This is a genomic window from Sphingomonas sp., assembly GCF_051962185.1.
In the GTDB taxonomy this organism is placed as follows: Bacteria; Pseudomonadota; Alphaproteobacteria; order Sphingomonadales; family Sphingomonadaceae; genus Sphingomonas.
Genome location: NZ_JBQCCN010000317.1, coordinates 1 through 2,661 on the forward strand (window position 1 = coordinate 1; position 2,661 = coordinate 2,661).

3 protein-coding genes and 1 pseudogene are annotated in these 2,661 nt (G+C 68.3%); 3 read left to right on the top strand and 1 reads right to left on the bottom strand.

Annotated elements, in window-relative coordinates; genetic code table 11:
* Window positions 1–242: pseudogene (locus tag ACTHJR_RS19240) on the bottom strand (carbohydrate ABC transporter substrate-binding protein); the annotation flags it as partial.
* Between the two features lie 117 nt (window positions 243–359).
* Here ACTHJR_RS19240 and ACTHJR_RS19245 point away from each other — a divergent pair.
* The 3 genes from ACTHJR_RS19245 to ACTHJR_RS19255 all read left to right on the top strand — a co-directional run.
* On the top strand, window positions 360–1,544 hold the full coding sequence (locus ACTHJR_RS19245) for a CaiB/BaiF CoA transferase family protein (RefSeq protein WP_440525039.1): 1,185 nt from the start codon (window positions 360–362) through the stop codon (window positions 1,542–1,544).
* Window positions 1,541–1,990, top strand: a complete 450-nt coding sequence (locus ACTHJR_RS19250; protein ID WP_440525040.1) for a MaoC family dehydratase — start codon at window positions 1,541–1,543, stop codon at window positions 1,988–1,990. Before ACTHJR_RS19245 ends, ACTHJR_RS19250 begins: the two co-directional genes overlap by 4 nt.
* Window positions 1,991–1,993: 3 nt before the next feature.
* Window positions 1,994–2,661: sugar ABC transporter substrate-binding protein (locus tag ACTHJR_RS19255; RefSeq protein ID WP_440525041.1), on the top strand; the 668-nt coding region annotated here is incomplete at its 3' end.

The window sequence follows — 2,661 nt, forward strand, 5'->3', positions numbered from 1 at the left end:
GTGGCATCGATCGCGTCGTCGAGCGGCAACAGGCAGCCGCTGTTCGCGACTTGCCCGACATGCGGATGGTCGATCACGATCAGGTCATAGCGGCGCGCGAGATCCTCGACCGGATAGCTCTCGAAATCCTGCAGCGACCGCTGATCCCAGTCGATCGTCTGGCCCGTCATCTTTTTCCACTCCGCCGACGCCGCGACCAGCGGATCGTAACCGCGCGAATGGTTCCAGGTCATCCCGCGCATGCTCGCGCCTTCTCCATCATTTGATCGCCAGCCGTCGGGGAAACGGTTGACTCGTCATACAGCGGCCAATAGCAGGTCGTAATAGATAATATAGTCATACTTTTTAGGAGCTGATTGGTGGAGGCGGTGGTGCAGGGCCAAGGCGGAAACGAAGCGCCCGGCGCATTGCCGCTCGATGGCATCACCGTACTCGACTTCAGCCAGTTCCTCGCCGGGCCGTCCTGCGCGCTGCGGCTCGCCGATCTCGGCGCGCGGGTGATCAAGGTCGAGCGGCCCGACGGCGGCGATGCCAGCCGCTCGCTGTTCCTCGCCGACATGCGGTTCGACCAGGACAGCGCGCTGTTCCACGCGATCAATCGCGGCAAGCAGAGCTACGCCGCCGACCTCAAGGGCGAGCGCGACCTTGCCGCGGTCAAGGCGCTGATCGCGCGCGCCGACGTACTGATCCACAATTTCCGGCCCGGCATCATGGACCGCCTTGGGCTGGGCTGGGACCAGGTTGCCGCGCTCAATCCGCGGCTGATCTATGCCGGGGTGAGCGGCTATGGCCCGGACGGGCCGTGGCGCGATCGGCCGGGGCAGGATCTGCTGGTCCAGTCGCTGTCGGGCATCGCCTGGCTGTCGGGCGATCGCGACGGCGCGCCGGTGCCGGCCGGCCTGTCGATCACCGACATGATGGCGGGCGCGCAACTCTGTCAGGGCATTCTCGCTTTGCTCGTGCGGCGTGGCACGACGGGGAAGGGCGGGCGCGTCGACGTCAGCCTGATCGAGACCGCGATCGACCTGCAGTTCGAGCATCTCTCAGTTCATCTCAATCGCGACGAGGCGATGCCGGCGCGCAGCGAAATCGCCAACGGCAATGTCTATCTCGCGGCGCCCTACGGTATCTACGCGACCGCGGACGGCTATCTCGCGCTGGCGATGACGCCGGTCGATCGGCTTGGGGCCGTGATCGACCTGCCGGCGCTGGCGGATTTCCCGGCGGATCGCTGGTTCGCCGACCGTGACGCGATCAAGGCGCTGATCCGCGGTCATCTCGCGACACGCGCCACCATGGATTGGCTGGCCCTGCTCGAGCCCGCCGGGATCTGGGCGGCGCCGGTGCTCGACTGGCCCGCGCTGATGGCCGAGCCGGCGTTCGGCGCCTTGCACGCGACGCAGCAGGTGCGTTCGCCCGACGGTGCCGCGCTGACGCTGACTCGCTGCCCGATCCGCGTCGACGGCGCGATCCTCACTTCTCCGCGCGCGGCGCCCCGGCTCGGGGCCGACCGCGCGTCCATCGACCGGGAACTCAGTCAATGATCGTCGAGCAATATTTCGAGGACTATGAGGTCGGCGCGGAGCGCAGGAGCTTCGGCCGCACCATCACCGAGACCGATTTCGTCGTCCATGCCGGGCATACCGGCGACTTCTTCCCGCATCACATGGACGCCGAATGGTGCGCGACGCAGGAGATCGGCCAGCGCATCGCGCACGGCACGATGATCTTCTCGATCGGCATCGGGCTGACCGCGACGACGATCAATCCGCATGCGATGTCGTACGGCTATGACCGGCTGCGCTTCATCCGCCCGGTCCATATCGGCGACACGATCACCACGATCACGCGGATCGCCGACAAGCGCGATCATCCCAAGCGGGCCTCACACGGCGTCGTCACCGAAGCGGTCGATATCCGCAACCAGCGCGGCGAGACCGTGCTGGCGTGCGAGCATCTCTATCTCGTCGCGCGCCGCCCGGCCGCCTGATCGATGCGCCTGCGCCCGATCCCGATAGCGCTTTGCGTCGCGGTGGCGGTCGTCGCGGCGGCGTCGCTGGTCGGCGTGCGGCAAGCCGCGCGGGCCGACGCGGACGTGGTCGCCAGCGGCAAGGCCGGCGGGCCGCGCTATGGCCTGTCGACGGTCGGGCTGAGCTATCCGTTCGCCGCGGCGATCGCCAAGGGGTTCGACGACGCGGCGGCGCGGGCCGGTGCGACGGCGGTGGTGCTCGACGCCAAGGGTGACGTCCAGAAACAGGCCAACGACATCGACGATCTGATCGCGCAGCATGTCGCGGGGATCGCGGTGATGCCGCTCGATTCCGTGGTCGCGCAAGGATGGGTGCGCCGCGCCAATGCGCAGCATGTGCCGATCGCGGCGGTTGCGGCGTTGGTCGGCGATCCCAAGACGCGGTCGGTCGAGGACGTCTATCCCGGGCTCGTCGCGCTCGCCTCGCAGGACGAGGTGGCGGCGGGGAAGGCGGCAGGAACGCTGGCGTTGCGCTGGTTGCCGCGGGGGCGGCCGGCGCGCATCGCCGTGATCGAAGGCGCGGCGGGCTTCCCCGAAGTCGAGCAGCGCGCACGAGGTTTCCGCGCCGCGCTCGACGGTGCCGGTGCCAAATACGTCGTCGTCGCGTCGCAGCCCGGGAATTGGACCAGCGA